Genomic DNA, 16,964 nt, shown 5'->3' with positions numbered 1-16,964 from the left:
GGTTTGGCCATAGTCTTGCGAAACGTGACAGGAGAATTTGCGATGAAACTGACTGCTGCCTTACTGGGTCTGACTTTTGCTGCCACCGGTGCCTTCGCACAGGACCTGCCGGATCTGGCCGGGCGCGAGATCGTCGTGGTGACCGAAAACGCCTATCCGCCGCTGCAGTTTCTGGACAAGGACGGCAAGGCGATCGGCTGGGAATACGACGCAATGGCCGAGATTGCCAAGCGGCTGAACGCGACGGTGACGTATGAAAACACCAGCTGGGACGCGATGATCCCGGCGGTGTCGGAAGGCCAGTATGACCTGGGCATGACCGGGATCACCATCAAGGACGAGCGCAAGGAGCAGGTTGATTTCTCTGATCCCTACATGCGGTCGGAAATGCTGATGATCGTGCGAGGCGACGAGGCGCGGTTCACCGATGCGGCGTCTTTCGCGGCGATCCCGGAACTGCTGGTTTCCGCACAGCCCGGCACCTCGCCGTTTTATGCCGCGATCTACAACATTCTGGACGGTAACGAGGAAAACGCCCGCGTCATCAAATTCGAGACATTTGGCGCGGGGCTGGAGGCGCTGAAGGCCGGGGACGTGGACCTGACGCTGTCGGATTCTACTGCGGCGAACGGTTATGTCGTGGCGTCAAACGGCGGTCTGAAGATCATTGGCGAGCCGCTGGCGTCGGAGGACTTTGGCTTCATCTTCCCGAAGGGGTCGGAACTGGTGGCGCCGATCAATGCAGCGATTGCCAGCATGAAGGCGGATGGCACGATCGATGCGCTGAACCAGAAGTGGTTTGTCGAGTACAAGATGGGTGAATGACGGCGGCTGGCCCCGGAGCTGAACCGGGGCCGCATCCATGACGCCGAACGTAAAGCCTGAAAAGGATTTTCCATGGTGGCTCCTCCTCGTGATCGGGGTGGGGCTTTATCTGTTTTACAAGGTCTGGGCTGACGCGAGTTACTCAGCTGTGCTGGCGACCCTGTCAAAGGGCATCTGGGTCACGGTCATGGTCACGCTGATCGCCTATGGCACGGCGTCGGCGATGGGTTTGCTGCTGGCCTTGGGGTGCCTGTCGCGGTTTGTGCTGATCCGGCAGCTGTGCCGGCTTTACATCGAGGTGATGCGCGGGGTGCCGATTATCGTGCTGCTGCTGTATGTGGCCTTTGTGCTGGCCCCGGCGGTGGTAGCTGCGTGGAACTGGGTGACCGGGCCGCTGGGGTTTGAACCGGCACGGGCACGGGATATTCCCCTGCTGTGGCGGGCGGTGGCGGCACTGGCGCTGGCCTATTCGGCGTTTCTGGCCGAAGTGTTCCGGGCCGGTTTGCAGGCAGTCGACAAGGGCCAGATCGAGGCGGCCAAGGCGCTGGGCCTGAGCAGCTGGCAGCGGTTTCGCCATATCGTGTTTCCGCAGGCGTTTCGCATGGTGCTGCCGCCCTTGGGCAATGATTTCGTGGCGATGGTGAAGGATTCCTCGCTGGTATCTGTGCTGGGCGTGGGGGACATCACGCAACTGGCCAAGGTGACGGCGGCGGGGAATTTCAAGTATTTCGAGACTTACAATGTGGCGGCGCTGATCTATCTTACGATCACCATCGGGTTGAGCTTGCTGCTGCGGCGGCTGGAGGCACGGTTGCGCGCCCGGTCTGGCGGCGATGAGCGCTGAAGGGGCAGGAGCGCTCCGCGCGGGGATATTTGTAGACAGATGAAATCGGGGCGGTGGACACTTTTCAGTGTGCAGTCCCAGCTTTGCAATTGAAGGAGATCATCGATGACCAATCCGCTGTTGTCTGTTTGGGACGGGCCGTTCGGTCTGCCACCGTTTGCCGCAATCAAGGATGCGGACTTTGCACCGGCATTTGACGCCGGGCTGGCCGAAGCGCGGGCGGCGATTGCGGGCATTGCTGACGGGCCGGGGGCGGGGTTTGCCGAGGTGATCGAGGCGCTGGAACTGGCCGAAGGCACCTTGGACCGGGTTGCGGGGGTGTTTTACAACCTTGCGGGCGCGGAGTCGACGGAAGCCCGAGAGGCGTTGATGCGCGATCTGGCACCGAAGATGAGCGCGTTTTCATCCGAGGTGACGAACAACAAGGCGTTGTGGGCGAAGATCGAGGCGTTGTGGCAGGGACGGGACGGGCTGGGGCTGACGGCGGAAGAGATGCGGGTGCTGACGCTTTACCGCCAGATGTTCGTGCGGGCGGGCGCGGAGCTTGACGGGGCAGAGGCTGCGCGGCTGACGGCGGTGAAATCGCGGCTGGCGGTGCTGGGCACGGCGTTTGGGCAGAACCTGCTGGCCGATGAGCGGGGCTGGTTCATGGAGCTGTCGGAGGCGGATCTGGGGGCCTTGCCCGCGTTTGTGCAGGATGCTGCGCGGGCGGCGGGGGCCGAGCGGGGATTGGGCGCGGTGGTGACGCTGAACCGGTCGCTGATCGTGCCGTTCTTGCAGTTTTCGCCCAATCGCGCGTTGCGGGCGCGGGCCTATGAGGCGTGGGGGTTGCGTGGGGCCAATGGCGGCGAAACGGATAACCGGGGCGTGGCGGCGGAGACTTTGGCGCTGCGGGCGGAGCGGGCGGCGTTGCTGGGGTACGCCGATTTCGCGCATTTCAAGCTGGAGCCGGAGATGGCGAAGACACCGGGGGCGGTGCGGGACCTGCTGATGCGGGTGTGGGAACCGGCCAAGCGCAAGGCGTTGGCGGATGCGGGTGTGCTTGAGGCGATGCTGGTGGCCGACGGGTTTGCCGGGCCGCTGGAGCCTTGGGACTGGCGGTATTACAGCGAGAAGCGGCGCAAGGCCGAGCATGATCTGGATGAGGCGGCGTTGAAGCCATACCTTGGGCTGGAGGCGATGCTGCGGGCGCAGTTCGATTGCGCCAACCGGTTGTTCGGCCTTGAGTTTCGGGAACTGGAGGGGCCGTTCTATCACCCGGATGTGCGGGGGTGGGAGGTGACGCGCCGCGGCGAGCATGTGGCAGTGTTCCTCGGGGATTACTTCGCGCGGGGATCGAAGCGGTCGGGTGCGTGGTGTTCGGCGATGCGGAGCCAGCGCAAGCTGGGCGGCGAACAGCGGCCGATCGTGGTGAACGTGTGCAACTTTGCCAAGGGGGAACCGGCGCTATTATCGTATGACGACGCGCGCACGCTGTTCCACGAGTTCGGGCATGCGCTGCATCAGATGTTGTCGGATGTGACCTATGGGTTCATCTCAGGGACATCCGTGGCGCGGGATTTCGTGGAACTGCCGAGCCAGTTGTACGAGCATTGGCTGGAGGTGCCCGCCGTGCTGGAGCAGCATGCGCGGCATTGGCAGACCGGGGAGCCGATGCCGGCAGATATGCTGGAGCGGTTGCTGGCGGCGGGGACCTATGATCAGGGCTTCGCGACGGTGGAATTTGTCAGCTCGGCGATGGTCGATCTGGAGTTTCACAGCGGGGCGCCTGCTGCTGATCCGATGCAGAAGCAGGCGGAGGTGCTGGAGGCGCTGGGGATGCCACGGGCGATCCGGATGCGCCATGCAACGCCGCATTTTGCGCATGTGTTTTCGGGCGACGGCTACAGTGCGGGGTATTATTCCTACATGTGGTCCGAGGTGATGGACGCCGATGCCTTTGCGGCCTTCGAGGAGGCGGGCGATCCGTTTGACCCCGAGGTGGCGGCGCGGTTGGAGACGTTCATCCTGTCGGCGGGCGGGTCGCAGGAGGCGGAGGCGCTGTATCTTCAGTTCCGGGGCCGGATGCCGGGGGTGGAACCATTGCTGCGAGGGCGGGGTTTACTGGAACCGGTATAGGGCTGGCGCGAAGACACAGGAGCGGATGTGGAACTTTTCCAGACGTGGAACATGGACGATGCGCTGTCGCATCTGGTGGGGCTGGTGGTCGCCTATCTTCTGGCGCTGCCGATCGGCTGGAACCGCGAGCGCGAAGAGCGCAGTGCCGGGCTACGCACCTTTCCACTGGTGGCGATGGGGGCCTGCGGCTTTGTGATGATCGCCATCGAGGTGCTTGGGGTCAGCTCGGACGGTCATGCCCGCATTCTTGAGGGGTTGATGACGGGCATCGGGTTCATCGGCGGCGGCGCGATCCTGAAGCAGGGCGACCGGGCAACCGGTACTGCGACGGCGGCAAGCCTTTGGGCAACCGGGGCCATCGGGGCTGCGGTGGGATATGGCCAGCTGGACATTGCGGTGATCCTGAGCGTCGTGGTCTTCTTGACGCTGACGCTGCTGGCGCCTTTGAAGAAGGTGGCACAAGACGTGGCCGACGCCCCTCCACGCGACTCCTGATCAACGGTCAGCCGCGCAGGGTGCCGGGCGGGTATCCGAACTGCCGCCGAAACGCGCGGCTGAGCGTGGACGGGCTGGAAAAGCCCGTTCGAAGCGCGATCTCGGACAGCGGGTGGCGGGTGTCGGTCAGCATGCGGCGGGCGGCGGCGAGGCGGAGGCTGAGAGCATAGGCGCCGGGGGTAAGGCCCAAAGACTGGCGAAACAGGGTTTCCAGCCGGCGGGGGGAGAGGTTGACCGCGCTGGCGATGGCGGCGATCGGGGTGGGGGTGTCGATCTGCGCCTCCATCATCGCGACGGCGCGGGCGACGCGGGGGTCGAGGGTGGGGTCTTGCGCCTCGGGGGCGATCTGGGGTTCGGAGCCATTGCGCACCGTGGCGAGGAAGCTGGCGGCGACCTGGCGCGCGAGGGCGGCACCGTGCCGGGCGCGGATCAGGTGCAGCATGAAATCGGTTGCCGCTGCGGCGCCGCCGATGGTGGCGCGGTTGCGGTCGATGACGTAGCGGTCAGGCACCACGTCGATGTTCGGATGCGTGGTGGCAAGGTCTTCAAGGTCTTCCCAATGCACGGTGGCGCGGTAGCCATCCAAAAGCCCGGCGCGCGCCATCACCCAAGGGGCGGCGTCGATGCCGCCGACAAGCTGAAACCGAGGGGCAATACGGCGCAGGTCGCGGATCAGCGGGCGGGTCGCAACCTCAGCGAGGCGGTAGCCTGCGATGACGATCAGCGCGTCGGCCCCGGTGGCGTGGGTCAAGTCCCCCGTTGAGGGGAGTTCGATGTCGCAGGTCAGAGGGACGGGCTGACCGTCGGGGGTGACGACGCGCCAGCGGTAGGCGTCATGGCCCAAGTGGCGGTTGGCATTACGCAGGGGGTCGAGCGCCGAGGCGACCTCAAGGATCGAGGCTTGTGGCAGCACGAAGAGGGCGATGGTCAGGGCACCGGTGGCGGGTGCGAACAGTGCGTTTTGCGTCATGCATATTTCGTAAAGTGCAAAGCACAGGCTTGCAAGCGGGGTAAGGTGGGCACAAAGGGGAGATCGCCATGCCGCTGACCATGAACCGTGAGGTTTTCATCACCTGTGCCGTGACCGGGTCGGGCGGGACACAGGACCGCAGCCCCCATGTGCCGCGGTCACCGAAGCAGATCGCGGAAAGTGCCATTGCGGCGGCCAAGGCCGGGGCGGCGGTGGTGCATTGCCATGTGCGCGACCCCGAGACGGGGAAGCCCAGCCGCAAGCTGGAGTACTACCGCGAGGTGACGGAGCGAATTCGGGATTCTGATACCGATGTTGTCTTGAACCTGACGGCGGGGATGGGCGGCGACATCTATTTCGAGGGCACCGAGAATATGGGCCGTATCGGCCCGCGCAGTGACATGGCGGGGGCCGAGGAGCGGGTGGCGCATGTGGTCGACTGCCGGCCGGAGATCTGCACGCTGGATTGCGGCACCATGAACTTCAACGAGGCCGATTATGTGATGGTCAACACGCCGGGCATGCTGCGCGACATGGCCAAGCGGATGACGGCGGCAGGCGTGCGGATCGAGATCGAGGCGTTTGACACCGGGCATCTTTGGCTGGCGAAGGAACTGGTGCGCGAAGGCGTGATCCCCGAGCCGGTTCTGGTGCAACTGTGCATGGGGGTGCCGTGGGGCGCGCCGGATGATCTGAACACCTACATGGCGATGGTGAACAATGTGCCCGCGGGGTGGCACTGGTCGGCCTTTGGCCTTGGGCGCAACCAGATGGGTTATGTGGCGGCGGCGGTGCTGGGTGGCGGCAATGTGCGCGTCGGGCTGGAGGACAACCTGTGGCTGGACAAGGGCGTGCTGGCGACAAATGCGCAGCTGGTAGAGCGGGCCTGCACCATCATCGAGAACATGGGCGCGCGGGTGATCACCCCAGCAGAAGTGCGGGCGCGGCTGAAGCTGGAAAAGCGCGCGCCGGTGGGCAAATAGGCCGATGTCCACAGCGCACGCATCTGCGGTGTTTGGGTCTGCAACGGCGTTAGGTTTTTCGCTGCTGATCATGGCCTGCGCACCGCAAGTGGTGTGGGAAACACCGACCGGCGCGCCGCTTGGGGTGATTGACTGCATCAGTCCTGCGCCGTTGGATGACCGGATGCGCGCGGAGGTCTGCCTTTCCCGCTTGATCGGAAACGCGCCGGAAGAGATCGACCGATGCAAACGGCAGGGTGGAACGACGGGCCCGGTATCGAAAGTCGATGGCCGATTTGCCTGTAACTACCAAAGCGCGGGGCTGGACGAGAACAGTGGCACTATCGCGGTGATGCAATGAATAGCCTGACAGGAATGGAAGCATGAACAGAAAAGCGGCAATCATCGGCGGGGGCGTTATTGGCGGCGGCTGGACCGCGCGGTTCCTGCTGAACGGCTGGGACGTGGCGGTGTTTGACCCCGGGCCAGACGCAGAACGCAATGTGGGCATCATGCTGGCCAATGCGCGCCTTGCCGTGCCTGCGCTTTCGGACGTGCCGATGCCACCGGAGGGCCGCGTCACCTTTGCCGCCACCATGGCCGAGGCGCTGGAAGGTGCTGAATACGTTCAGGAAAGTGTGTCGGAGCGGCTGGAGTTGAAGCACCGGGTCTATGCCCAGATGCAACAGGCCAATCCGGATATTCTGATCGGGTCCTCGACAAGCGGCTTCAAGGCGGTTGATCTGCAAAAAGGCGCGGTGGCCCCGGCAAACATCATCGTGGCCCACCCCTTTACCCCGGTCTACCTGCTGCCGCTGTGCGAGATATCCGCCTCGGCCGCCAATACGCCGGAGATCATTCAGCGAACGGTCGACATCGTGACCGATATCGGCATGTTCCCTTTGGTCATGCGCAAGGAGATCGACGCCTTCATCGGCAGCCGCTTTCTGGAAGCCGTCTGGCGCGAGGCGCTGTGGATGCTGAAGGATGGCATCGCCACGACCGAAGAGATCGACGACGCGATCCGCATGAGCTTTGGCCTGCGCTGGGCGCAGATGGGGTTGTTCGAGAACTACCGCATTGCGGGCGGCGAGGCGGGGATGCGGCATTTCATGGCGCAATTCGGGCCGTGCCTGAAATGGCCATGGACCAAGCTGACCGATGTACCGGAGTTCAATGACGAACTGGTCGATCTGGTGGCGGGACAGTCAGACGCGCAGTCGGGGCACATGCCAATCCGTGATCTGGAACGGCTGCGCGATCAGAACCTTGTGGGCATCATGCGATCCCTGAAAGAGCGCAATGTCGGCGCGGGCAAGGTGTTGCGCGCACATGACGCGCGGCGGGCAGCGGCGTTCCACAGGGGCGAGTTGACGGGCGCGCCGTTGAAGATGACCGAGATGCAGGTGCTGCCCGGCTGGATCGACTACAACGGCCACATGACCGAAAGCCGCTATCTGTTCTGCGCGTCGGAAGTGGCGGACGCGTTCCTGCGGCTGATTGGGGCGGACATGGACTATGTCGCAGGCGGCCACAGCTATTACACAGCGGAAAGCCATATCCTGCACAAGGGCGAGGCAAAGCTGGGTGACCGGATCACCGGAATCTTTCAGGTGATCCACGCCGATGAAAAGCGGCTGCATCATTTCATCACGCTGAAGCGGGGCGATGAGGTGCTGGCGACGATCGAACAGATGTGCCTGCATGTCGATATGGCGGCGGGCAAGACCTGTGCGGCAGCGCCCGAGGTGCTGGCGCGGCTGCTGCCGATTGCCGCGGCCCATGCGGGGTTGCCCAAGCCTGACGGTACTGGCCGGGCCATCGGGGCGCGGCGGGGGTGAGGCGGGTTCTGATCACGGCTGGCGCGGGCGGGATCGGACTGGTGATGGCGCGGGCCTTTGCCGGGGCCGGGGACCGGGTTTGGGTGACGGATCTCGATGCAAGCCTGATCGCGGCACTGCCGCCGGGCATCCGCGGGTCGGTGGTCGATGCCGCGTCGGAGCCGGGGATGGAGGCGCTGTTCGCCGAGGTCTTGGCGGCGTGGGGTGGGCTGGACGTGCTGTGCGCCAATGCCGGGATCAAGGGACCGACGGCGGCGATAGAGGATATGCCGCTGGTGGGCTGGCACCAGTGTCTGGCGGTGAACCTTGATGGCGCGATGCTGGCGGCCAAGCATGGCGCACGGCTGATGAAGTCGGCAGGTGCGGGGGTGATGATCTTCACCTCCTCGACCAGCGGTCTATACGGCACGAAATATCGCGCGCCCTATGTAGCGGCGAAATGGGCGGTGATCGGGCTGATGAAGACGGTGGCGATGGAGCTGGGTCCGCATGGCATCCGCGCCAATGCGATCTGCCCGGGGTCAGTCAGTGGTGAGCGTATCGACCAGGTGATCGAGGCGGAAGCAGCCACCAAGGGCATGACGCCCGATGCGGTCCGGCAGGGCTACGCGTCGGGCACTGCGCTGCAGCGGCTGGCCGATCCTGAGGACGTGGCCGGGGTGGCGCTGTTTCTGGCGTCAGACGCAGCGCGCATGGTGACGGGCCAGGCGCTGGCCGTGGATGGCATGACATATAACGTTGATCCGTAAGGGAAACATCATGGATTTCGGCCTGTCTGAAGAACAGCAGATGATCGTTGACACCACCCGCGCCTTTGTGGAGGCGGAGCTGTATCCGCATGAGGCGATGGTGGAGCGGACCGGAGTGCTGCCGCTGGAACTGATCCGGGAGATTCAAGCGAAGGCGGTGGCTGCGGGCCTTTATGCGGCCAACATGCCGATGGAGTTGGGGGGCGCGGGCCTCGATACGCTGTCGTGGCTTTTGTATGAAAAGGAGCTGGGGCGGGCGAATTACGCGCTGCACTGGACCTGCGTGGCGCGGCCGTCGAACATCTTGTTGGCCGGGAATGCCGAGCAGCGCGAACGCTATCTCATGCCGTGCATACGGGGCGAAACCTGGGATTGTCTGGCGATGACGGAACCCGGCGCCGGGTCTGACCTGCGCGGGATGAAGGCCACGGCGCGACAGGACGGCGATGATTGGTTGCTGAACGGGACCAAGCATTTCATCAGCCACGCCGATCTGGCTGGCTTTGCGATCTGCTTCATGGCTTCAGGCGAGGAACAGACCCCGCGCGGCCCCAAGAAGCTGATCACAGCTTTCTTCGTCGATAAGGGCACGCCCGGCTTCACGGTCCGCGACGGGTATCGCAACGTCAGCCACCGGGGCTACACCAATGCGGTGCTGGAGTTCGACGATTGCCGGGTTCCTGCCGCCAATGTGCTGGGCGAGGTGCACAAGGGCTTCGAGGTGGCGAACAGCTGGCTGGGGGCGACCCGGTTGCAGGTGGCAAGCACCTGTTTGGGACGGGCGGAGCGGGCGCTGGGGCATGCGGTCAGCTATGCGGCGGAGCGCAAGCAGTTCGGGCAGAGCATCGGCAAGTTTCAGGGGGTGTCGTTCAAGCTGGCCGACATGGCAATGGAATTGAAAGCAGCGGAACTGCTGACCCGCGAGGCGGCGTGGAAATATGATTCCGGCACGGTGACCGAGGCGGATATGGCGATGGCCAAGCTGAAGGCGACCGAAGTGCTGGCGATGGTGGCGGATGAGGCGATCCAGATCCATGGCGGCATGGGGCTGATGGACGAGCTGCCGCTGGAACGCATCTGGCGCGACGCGCGGGTGGAGCGGATCTGGGAAGGCACCTCCGAGATCCAGCGCCACATCATCAGCCGCGAATTGCTGCGCGCGGTTGGTGGGTGAACCTGCAGAAGCGGGGGCCGGCCCCCGCACCCCCGGGATATTTAGGGACAGATGAAACGAAATGTTAAGCTTAATCCATGACCCTGGCTATGCGGTACAGGCGGGGACGCCGATGACCGCGACGGGTGAAACCCTGCCTCGGACCACCGGGGCAGGGCGCCCGACCATCCATTTCATCTGTCCAAAAATATCCTCGGGGGTCCGGGGGCAGAAAGCCCCCGGCGCTGTCAGCATGGCCGAAGGCGGCAAATCATGCGCCTGAACCGCCTCCTCCGACCAAAATCCATTGCTGTCCTCGGTGCGGGTTGGGCGCTCAATGTCATCGAACAATGCGCCAAGATGAGCTTCGAGGGCGATGTCTGGCCGGTTCATCCGACCAAGGCGGAGATCGGCGGTCTTCGCGCCTTCGCATCGCTTGCCGATCTCCCGAAAGCGCCGGATGCGACGTTCATCGGGGTGAACCGGCTTGCAACCGTTGACGTTGTGGCCGATCTGGCGGCGATGGGCGCGGGCGGGGCGATCTGCTTTGCCAGCGGTTGGACCGAGGCGGGGGAGCCGGAGTTGCAGGCGCGGCTGGTTGCGGCGGCGGGCGACATGCCGATCCTCGGGCCGAACTGCTACGGGGTAATCAACTACCTCGACGGGGCGCTGCTTTGGCCTGATCAGCATGGCGGTGGCAGGGTGGAGCGGGGGGTGGCGCTGCTTAGCCAGTCTTCCAATATCGTGATCAATATGACGATGCAGCGGCGCGCCTTGCCGGTGGCCTATGTCGCCTGCCTGGGCAATGCGGCGGTCGTGGGCTTGGCGGAACTGGCCGGGGCGCTGCTGGATGATCCACGGGTGACGGCCATCGGTATGTATGTCGAGGGGATCGATGATGCCGCAGGGTTTGCCGCCTTGGCAGAGGCGGCGCGGGCGGCTGCCAAGGGGATTGTTTGTATCAAGTCGGGCAAGACCGAGTTGTCGCGGACGGCGGCAGCGTCGCATACGGCCTCGCTCGCCGGGGGTGGGGCGGCATCTTCGGCGTTCTTGCGCCAGATCGGGGTGGCGGAGGTGTCGACGCCTGCGGAGCTGATCGAGACGCTGAAGATTTTCCACGTGCATGGCAGCCTTGGTGCGCGGCTTTGCTCGCTGTCATGTTCGGGCGGTGAGGCAGGGCTGGTGGCCGATCTGGCGGCGCCTTACGGGATCGAGTTTCCGCCGCCATCGGATGCGACGCGGGCACGGCTGGGAGAGATCCTTGGTCCGATTGTCACGATTGCCAACCCGTTGGATTATCACACCTTCATTTGGGGGGACGGGCCGCGGACGTCGGATGTGTTTTCCACGATGCTGTCGGGCTATGACGCGGGCATGTTCATCATCGACCCGCCGCGCGGCGACCGCTGTGACCCTTCGGGTTATCAGCCGGCGCTGGATGCAATCGTGGCCGCGCAGGGGGTGACAGGGGTACCGGCGTTTCCGGTGGCATCCTTGCCGGAGAATTTTGATGAGGCTTATGCAGTCCGGCTGATGGATCAGGGCGTGGTCACGCTGATGGGGCTGGAGACGTCGTTGGCCGCGATCAAGGCGGCGCAGACCCTGCCCGGTGCTGCGGGGTGGCGGCCGGTGGCGCCTGTGCCTGGGGCAGGAGAGTTGCTCAGCGAGGCGGCGGCAAAGGATTTTCTGGCGGCGGCGGGGATTGCGGTACCGAAGGGGGTTTCGGGAGCGACGATTGCTGGGCTCGATGCGGCGGGGCTGATGCCACCTTACGCGCTGAAGGGCCTGGGCTTTGCGCACAAGACCGAAGCCGGGGCGGTGCGGTTGGGGCTGACGACGCTGGCGGATCAGGTGGAGATGCCGGGGGCCGAGGGGTATCTGGTGGAGGAGATGGTCACGGGTGCGGTGGCGGAGGTGCTGATTGGCCTGCGCCGCGACCCGGTTTACGGGATCAGCCTGACCGTGGGCATGGGCGGAGTGACGGCGGAAGTGCTGGCCGATACGGTGACGCTGATCTGGCCGGTGACTGGGGCGGAGGTTGTCGAGGGCATGCGGCTGCTGAGGCTTTGGCCGTTGCTCGACGGGTATCGGGGGCGGCCGCGTGCGGATGCGGCGGCGGTGGCGGCGATGGCGGTGCGGCTGGGCGCGTTGATGGCCGCCGATCCGACGCTGGAAGAGATTGAACTGAACCCGATCATGGTGCGCGCCGAGGGTGCCATTGCGGTCGATGCGTTGATCAGGAGGGCGTGAGATGGAGATGCTGACCGAAGGGCCGATCAAGACGCGGCGCGAAGGGGCGATTTTGGAGGTCACGCTGGACCGGCCCAAGGCGAACGCGATTGACCTCGTGACCAGCCGGATCATGGGCTTGGCGTTCAGGGCGTTCCGGGATGATGACTCGTTACGGGTCTGCATCCTGCGGGCGGCACGGAGCAAGTTCTTCTGCCCCGGCTGGGACCTGAAGGCGGCGGCTGATGGCGATGCAGTTGATGGGGACTACGGGGTTGGGGGCTTTGGCGGGTTGCAGGAGTTGCCTAACCTGAACAAGCCGGTGATCGCGGCGGTGAACGGGATTTGCTGCGGGGGCGGGCTGGAACTGGCGCTGGCGTGTGACCTGATCTTGTGTTCCGCGAACGCGACTTTTGCCCTGCCGGAAATCCGGTCGGGCACGGTGGCCGATGCGGCGTCGATCAAGCTGCCAAAGCGCATTCCGTATCATGTGGCGATGGATTTGCTGTTGACCGGGCGCTGGTTTGACGCAGACGAGGCGCTGCGTTGGGGGATCGTGAAGGAGATCACCACGTCAGAGGAGTTGCTGCCGAAGGTCTGGGCGCTGGCGCGGCTGTTGGAAAGCGGGCCGCCACTGGTCTATGCGGCGATCAAGGAAGTGGTGCGCGAGGCGGAAGCAATGCGGTTCCAGGATGCGCTGAACCGAGTGACGAAGCGGCAGCTGCCGACGGTGGATCGGCTGTATTCCAGCGAGGACCAGTTGGAAGGCGCGAAGGCGTTTGCCGAGAAGCGCGATCCGGTGTGGAAGGGGCGGTGACGAACGTCAGCCTTTCAGCCTGTAGAAGGACTGCACCAGCCCGGACGGAAAGGCTGTTGTCTTTGCATGCGAAAAGGCAATGTCGCGCCCGGTCGGACCGAAAAGGCACCGCCCCTCGCCGATGAGAACCGGAATGCGGGACACCACCATATCCGCAATAAGCCCATCACGCAGGAAAGCCTGCACGATCGGCCCGCCATCGACGTAAACGCGTGACGCCCCCTGCTGCCGCAGATGCTCCATCGCTGCTTGTGGTGTCATGTCTGCGAAGTTGACCTTGCCATGCAAAGCTGGTGGTACCGCAGTGCCTGCAAGCCGTTTGGACAGGACGAGGACCGGCTTGCTATAGGGCCAGCTGTCGAAGGCCAAGACAGCCTCATATGTGCCGCGCCCCATGACGATGGCATCGATATCCCGCATGAAGGCGTCGTAACCGTGATCTTCGCCCGCGTGATCGGGCGAGATCAGCCAGTCAAGGCTACCATCCGGGCGCGAAATGAAACCGTCGAGGCTGGTTGCGATAAAGACATGTCCTGTAGGCATCTGGTGCGATCCTTTTCTTAGCGGCGGTTTGTATGGTGCGGATCAATAGTGACTGGGACCATGTCATGCCACCAAGCTTTGGCATTGCCAAGGGGGTGTTTCCTGTTTGTTCCAGTCTTGGCTTGCCGTGTCAATTGTGGGTAGTTTGTGCGGGCGCAGTGACAAGGACCCGACCCCATGCCCACCCATGACTACACCACCCGCATTCTCTGGACCGGCAACCGCGGCGAGGGGACGGCGCATTACAAGGCTTATGACCGGACCTGGGATATCGCGGTGCCGGGGAAGGCGGTTGTGCACTGCTCCAACGATCCGCTGTTGGGCGGTGATCCGGGCAAGATGAACCCGGAGGACCTTCTGCTGACGGCGTTGTCAGCGTGTCATATGCTTTGGTATCTGCACTATGCCAGCGATGCGGGGATGGTGGTGACAGGCTATTCGGACGATCCGGTCGGCGTGGGCGAGGTGGGGCGTGGCGGCGCGGGGCGGTTTGTCAGCGCCACGCTGCGGCCCGTGGTGCGGATGCGGCCGGGGGCCGATCTGGCGGTGGCAGAGGCGATCCATCACCGCATTCACGAGGTCTGTTTCGTCGCCAGATCAGTGAATTTTCCAGTGAACTATGTCCCGGTTTTTGAATGGGATACAGACGCCGCCTGAACGCAGCGTCCGGGCGCGACATCTGATGTCGCAGAGCGTCACGTCGGGAATTATTGAGGCGGCTAGGGTGGCCCGGCGCGGGGGCGCGCGGCCGGGGACAACATGGACGAGACGGATTACATCATCGTGGGCGCGGGCAGCGCAGGTTGCGTGCTGGCGGAGCGGCTTTCGGCATCTGGCAAGCATCGGGTGACGGTGCTGGAGGCGGGCGGATCGGACCGGCGGTTCTATGTGCATCTGCCGCTGGGCTACGGCAAGCTGTTCTACGACCCGGCAGTGAACTGGATGTACAAGGCCGAACCCGATCCCGGCCTGGCGGGAAACCGCGATCACTGGCCGCGCGGCAAGGTGCTGGGCGGATCATCCTCGATCAACGCGATGGTCTATATTCGTGGGCATCAGGCGGATTACGAAGAATGGGGGGCGAACCCCGGCTGGGGGTGGGGTGACTGCCTTTCCGCCAACAAGGCGATAGAAGATACCGAAGCGGGCGGCGATGCCTGGCGCGGTGCGGGCGGGCCGTTATTCGTGTCGGCGAACCGGACGGGGCTGCATCCGTTGGTGAAGGATTATCTGGCCGCCTGTGACACGGCGGGCTTGCCTGAGACGCCGGATTTCAATGGTGCCCGGCAAGAGGGGGCCGGCATCTACCAGATGACGATCAAGGGCGCCCGGCGCAATTCGGCGGCGCGGGCCTTTCTGCGCCCTGCGATGAAACGGTCGAATGTGCGGGTGATCACGCATGCCATGGTGACGCGGGTGGTGATCGAGAATGGCCGCGCGGTGGGGGTGCAGTACCAGCGCGGCGGCAAGACGGTTGTTCTGCGCGCAAAGGCAGAGGTGATCCTGTCAGGCGGGGCGATCAATTCGCCGCAACTGCTGCAGCTGTCGGGCGTGGGGCCGGGGGCGTTGTTGCAGGGTTTGGGCATTCCGGTGCTGCGCGAGAATGCCAATGTCGGCGATCATCTGAGCGATCATCAGGGGCTGAACTACACCTGGTCGATGAACGTGCCGACTTACAACGACGCGCTGCGCCCGTGGTGGGGCAAGCTGCGGGCCGGGTTGCAGTATGTGCTTCTGGGTGGCGGGCCCCTGGCCAAAAGCATCAACCATGCGGGTGGGTTCTTCCGCACCTCGCCTGACCTCGCGCGGCCGAACATGCAGCTGTACATGCAGGCCTTCTCCACCCTGATCCCGCGCGATGGCGAGCGGCCGGTGCTGACGCCGGACCCGTGGTCGGGGATGAGCATTGGGCTGTCGAATTGCAGGCCGACCAGCCGGGGACATCTCCGGCTGCGATCGGCCGATCCGCTGCAGCACCCGGTGATCACGGCGAATGCGTTTTCCACCAACCACGATGTGGAGGAGATGCTGGCGGCAGTGAAATACGTGCGCAACATTGCAGCGCAGCCAGCGCTTGCGCGGTTGATCAAGGAGGAATTGCGCCCGGGGCCGCAGGTGGTGACGGATGAGGCGCTGATCGCCGATTTTCGCGCCCGGTCCGGCACGGTGTATCATCCGAGCTGTACCTGCCGGATGGGGCCGGACGCGGCGGGTTCGGTCGTGGACGCGCGGTTGAAGGTACACGGGGTTGCGGGGTTGCGGGTGATCGACGCCAGTGCGTTTCCCAATCTGATTGCGGGCAACACCAATGCGCCTGCGATGTTGATGGGTTGGAAGGGTGCCGAGATGGTGCTGGCGGACGCGCGCTGATCCCGGAACAGGGAGCCGCCGCCGGGGGCATCGAGCCCCCGACAGCGGCCTTGCCATCGCAGGCTTGGCCCGGTCGCCAAGCGGGGGGTGATGCGTGGGCTGCGTCGCGCGATCGAGTATGTGTGCAAAGAGCAAACTGGCTGATTTGCTCTTTGCACAAACACTCGTCTTGCAACGGCAGGGCTGGCGCTATTCGCCCCTTGGGAAGCGCTTGCTGTCTTCCAGCACGTTCAGGTCCATGTGGTTGCGCATGTAGCGTTCGGAGGCTGCGCGCAGCGGCTGGTGGTCCCAAGGGAAATGGCCGCCTTTGCGCAGGGCCTCGTACACCACCCAGCGGCGGGCCTGGCTTTCGCGGACGGCGGCGTCGAAGGCGGGCAGGTTCCAGCGCTGATCGGCAAGCTGCCGGAAATGCGCGACAATGTCTGCGGCGCGGGGATCGGTGGCGAGGTTCCGGCGTTCCTGAGGATCATTGACGAGATCGTAAAGCAGATCGGGGTCTGCGGAGCAGCGGATGTATTTCCACGCCCCGTCGCGCAAGGCGACCATAGGCGTGATGCTGCCTTCGGCGGCGTATTCCATGGCCACCGGGGGGCGCGGGCCACCTGCGGCAACGGGCAGCAGGTTCACGCCTTCGGTCCAAGGCATCACCTCGGCCATCGACAGACCGGCGAGGGCGGCGAGGGTGGGGGCGAGGTCGATGGTGGAGACGGGGGTGTCGATGCGGCCGGGCGGCAGGCCGGGAGCGGCGATCATCAGCGGGACGCGGGCGGAGCTTTCGAAGAAGTTCATCTTGAACCACAACCCGCGCTCGCCCAGCATCTCGCCGTGGTCGGAGAGAAAGAGAATGGTGGCCTCCTGACGCGTCGCCTCCAGCACGGCGAGGATCTCGCCGATCTTGTCGTCAACGTAGGAGATGTTGGCGAAATAGCCTTGGCGGGCGCGGCGGATCTGATCGTCCGAAATGTCGAAGGCGCGCCAATCGCAGGCGTCCATCAGGCGCCGGGAATGGGGGTCTTGGTCGGCGTAGGCGATGGGGGTGGGCGGGGCC

General features: G+C 64.5%; 16 protein-coding genes. 13 read left to right on the top strand and 3 right to left on the bottom strand.

The features are described from left to right. The first annotated feature begins 42 nt into the window (after positions 1-42). The 4 genes from RMO18_RS00080 to RMO18_RS00065 all read left to right on the top strand — a co-directional run bounded on the left by RMO18_RS00080 (position 43) and on the right by RMO18_RS00065 (position 4,282). A complete protein-coding gene (locus RMO18_RS00080; RefSeq protein ID WP_309663196.1) occupies positions 43-825 on the top strand; it encodes a transporter substrate-binding domain-containing protein in 783 nt (260 codons plus the stop codon). 37 nt (positions 826-862) lie between these two features. Continuing rightward, positions 863-1,669, top strand: coding sequence for an amino acid ABC transporter permease (locus RMO18_RS00075; protein WP_309663195.1), 807 nt, complete (start codon positions 863-865; stop codon positions 1,667-1,669). 105 nt (positions 1,670-1,774) lie between these two features. Beyond that, the gene (locus RMO18_RS00070; RefSeq protein ID WP_309663194.1) at positions 1,775-3,787 is read left to right on the top strand and encodes a M3 family metallopeptidase; all 2,013 of its coding nucleotides are present in this window, start codon (positions 1,775-1,777) and stop codon (positions 3,785-3,787) included. Positions 3,788-3,814: 27 nt separating this feature from the next. Beyond that, the gene (locus tag RMO18_RS00065; protein WP_309663193.1) at positions 3,815-4,282 is read left to right on the top strand and encodes an MgtC/SapB family protein; all 468 of its coding nucleotides are present in this window, start codon (positions 3,815-3,817) and stop codon (positions 4,280-4,282) included. Positions 4,283-4,289: 7 nt separating this feature from the next. Here RMO18_RS00065 and RMO18_RS00060 read toward each other — a convergent pair whose 3' ends face one another. Beyond that, positions 4,290-5,252, bottom strand: a complete 963-nt coding sequence (locus tag RMO18_RS00060; protein ID WP_309663192.1) for a GlxA family transcriptional regulator — start codon at positions 5,250-5,252, stop codon at positions 4,290-4,292. A gap of 68 nt (positions 5,253-5,320) precedes the next feature. On the opposite strand from RMO18_RS00060, the gene RMO18_RS00055 reads away from it, so the two are divergent. The 7 genes from RMO18_RS00055 to RMO18_RS00025 all read left to right on the top strand — a co-directional run bounded on the left by RMO18_RS00055 (position 5,321) and on the right by RMO18_RS00025 (position 13,003). Continuing rightward, complete coding sequence (locus RMO18_RS00055; protein ID WP_309663191.1) at positions 5,321-6,235, top strand: 3-keto-5-aminohexanoate cleavage protein; 915 nt, start codon at positions 5,321-5,323, stop codon at positions 6,233-6,235. A 4-nt stretch (positions 6,236-6,239) separates the two neighbouring features. Continuing rightward, the gene (locus RMO18_RS00050; protein WP_309663190.1) at positions 6,240-6,575 is read left to right on the top strand and encodes a hypothetical protein; all 336 of its coding nucleotides are present in this window, start codon (positions 6,240-6,242) and stop codon (positions 6,573-6,575) included. Between the two features lie 22 nt (positions 6,576-6,597). Continuing rightward, positions 6,598-8,055 (top strand): carnitine 3-dehydrogenase, encoded by a 1,458-nt coding sequence (locus RMO18_RS00045; RefSeq protein ID WP_309663189.1) that lies wholly within the window; start codon positions 6,598-6,600, stop codon positions 8,053-8,055. After that, entirely contained in the window at positions 8,052-8,804 is a 753-nt protein-coding gene (locus RMO18_RS00040; protein WP_309663188.1) for an SDR family oxidoreductase, read from the top strand. Before RMO18_RS00045 ends, RMO18_RS00040 begins: the two co-directional genes overlap by 4 nt. A 10-nt stretch (positions 8,805-8,814) precedes the next feature. Further along, entirely contained in the window at positions 8,815-9,978 is a 1,164-nt protein-coding gene (locus RMO18_RS00035) for an acyl-CoA dehydrogenase family protein (protein WP_309663187.1), read from the top strand. 252 nt (positions 9,979-10,230) lie between these two features. Further along, complete coding sequence (locus RMO18_RS00030; protein ID WP_309663186.1) at positions 10,231-12,207, top strand: acetate--CoA ligase family protein; 1,977 nt, start codon at positions 10,231-10,233, stop codon at positions 12,205-12,207. 7 nt (positions 12,208-12,214) lie between these two features. Beyond that, positions 12,215-13,003, top strand: a complete 789-nt coding sequence (locus tag RMO18_RS00025) for a carnitinyl-CoA dehydratase (protein ID WP_309663221.1) — start codon at positions 12,215-12,217, stop codon at positions 13,001-13,003. A gap of 6 nt (positions 13,004-13,009) precedes the next feature. On the opposite strand, the gene RMO18_RS00020 is transcribed toward RMO18_RS00025, so the two are convergent. Beyond that, positions 13,010-13,546, bottom strand: coding sequence for a dihydrofolate reductase family protein (locus RMO18_RS00020; RefSeq protein ID WP_309663185.1), 537 nt, complete (start codon positions 13,544-13,546; stop codon positions 13,010-13,012). 177 nt (positions 13,547-13,723) lie between these two features. On the opposite strand from RMO18_RS00020, the gene RMO18_RS00015 reads away from it, so the two are divergent. Then, positions 13,724-14,203 (top strand): OsmC family protein, encoded by a 480-nt coding sequence (locus RMO18_RS00015; RefSeq protein WP_309663184.1) that lies wholly within the window; start codon positions 13,724-13,726, stop codon positions 14,201-14,203. A gap of 102 nt (positions 14,204-14,305) precedes the next feature. After that, on the top strand, positions 14,306-15,916 hold the full coding sequence (locus RMO18_RS00010) for a GMC family oxidoreductase N-terminal domain-containing protein (protein ID WP_309663183.1): 1,611 nt from the start codon (positions 14,306-14,308) through the stop codon (positions 15,914-15,916). Between the two features lie 189 nt (positions 15,917-16,105). On the opposite strand, the gene RMO18_RS00005 is transcribed toward RMO18_RS00010, so the two are convergent. Next, on the bottom strand, positions 16,106-16,964 hold an 859-nt coding region (locus RMO18_RS00005; protein WP_309663182.1), incomplete at its 5' end, for a sulfatase-like hydrolase/transferase.

This window comes from Tabrizicola sp., assembly GCF_031377265.1.
GTDB lineage: Bacteria > Pseudomonadota > Alphaproteobacteria > Rhodobacterales > Rhodobacteraceae > JAUYQR01.
Note: the sequence above shows the minus strand (reverse complement) of the source record. Positions and strands in the feature narration are given on the sequence as shown.

What these genes read in the sequence shown, in the direction of transcription:
- RMO18_RS00080 (WP_309663196.1), top strand. Translation starts at nt 43, where the DNA reads ATGAAACTGACTGCTGCCTTACTGGGTCTGACTTTTGCTGCCACCGGT.
- RMO18_RS00075 (WP_309663195.1), top strand. Translation starts at nt 863, where the DNA reads ATGACGCCGAACGTAAAGCCTGAAAAGGATTTTCCATGGTGGCTCCTC.
- RMO18_RS00070 (WP_309663194.1), top strand. Translation starts at nt 1,775, where the DNA reads ATGACCAATCCGCTGTTGTCTGTTTGGGACGGGCCGTTCGGTCTGCCA.
- RMO18_RS00060 (WP_309663192.1), bottom strand. Translation starts at nt 5,252, where the DNA reads ATGACGCAAAACGCACTGTTCGCACCCGCCACCGGTGCCCTGACCATC.
- RMO18_RS00055 (WP_309663191.1), top strand. Translation starts at nt 5,321, where the DNA reads ATGCCGCTGACCATGAACCGTGAGGTTTTCATCACCTGTGCCGTGACC.
- RMO18_RS00050 (WP_309663190.1), top strand. Translation starts at nt 6,240, where the DNA reads ATGTCCACAGCGCACGCATCTGCGGTGTTTGGGTCTGCAACGGCGTTA.
- RMO18_RS00045 (WP_309663189.1), top strand. Translation starts at nt 6,598, where the DNA reads ATGAACAGAAAAGCGGCAATCATCGGCGGGGGCGTTATTGGCGGCGGC.
- RMO18_RS00035 (WP_309663187.1), top strand. Translation starts at nt 8,815, where the DNA reads ATGGATTTCGGCCTGTCTGAAGAACAGCAGATGATCGTTGACACCACC.
- RMO18_RS00030 (WP_309663186.1), top strand. Translation starts at nt 10,231, where the DNA reads ATGCGCCTGAACCGCCTCCTCCGACCAAAATCCATTGCTGTCCTCGGT.
- RMO18_RS00025 (WP_309663221.1), top strand. Translation starts at nt 12,215, where the DNA reads ATGCTGACCGAAGGGCCGATCAAGACGCGGCGCGAAGGGGCGATTTTG.
- RMO18_RS00020 (WP_309663185.1), bottom strand. Translation starts at nt 13,546, where the DNA reads ATGCCTACAGGACATGTCTTTATCGCAACCAGCCTCGACGGTTTCATT.
- RMO18_RS00015 (WP_309663184.1), top strand. Translation starts at nt 13,724, where the DNA reads ATGCCCACCCATGACTACACCACCCGCATTCTCTGGACCGGCAACCGC.
- RMO18_RS00010 (WP_309663183.1), top strand. Translation starts at nt 14,306, where the DNA reads ATGGACGAGACGGATTACATCATCGTGGGCGCGGGCAGCGCAGGTTGC.